Raw genomic sequence first — 269 nt, forward strand, 5'->3', positions numbered from 1 at the left:
GTTCTGCAGACGCTCGATGACACGGTCTGCGAAGATCGACGCGTCTCGCACCAGTTCTTCCTGGCCTTCGGTCGCCGCCGGCACGTCGGTCGGCAGCAGGAAATTCTGTCCGGCGATCTCAAAACCGTGACCGGCGTAGAAGAAGAACGCCGTGTCGCCCTTCTCGACCGCCTTGTCGAACGCGAGCAGGCTCTGGCTGAAAGCCTGACGGTTCTGGTTCTCGGCCACCATCACTGTAAAGCCAAGCTGCTTGAGCGTATCGCCCATGG

The 269-nt window shown here is 61.0% G+C and carries 1 protein-coding gene; it reads right to left on the reverse strand.

What is annotated here, in order from left to right:
• Positions 1-269, reverse strand: a 269-nt coding sequence (locus tag ACLJNW_RS25405; protein ID WP_410961395.1) for a caspase family protein, incomplete at both ends; no start/stop codon positions are given.

The sequence above is a fragment of the Salmonella sp. SAL4457 genome (assembly GCF_046548235.1).
GTDB classification, from domain to species: Bacteria; Pseudomonadota; Gammaproteobacteria; order Enterobacterales; family Enterobacteriaceae; genus Salmonella; species Salmonella enterica.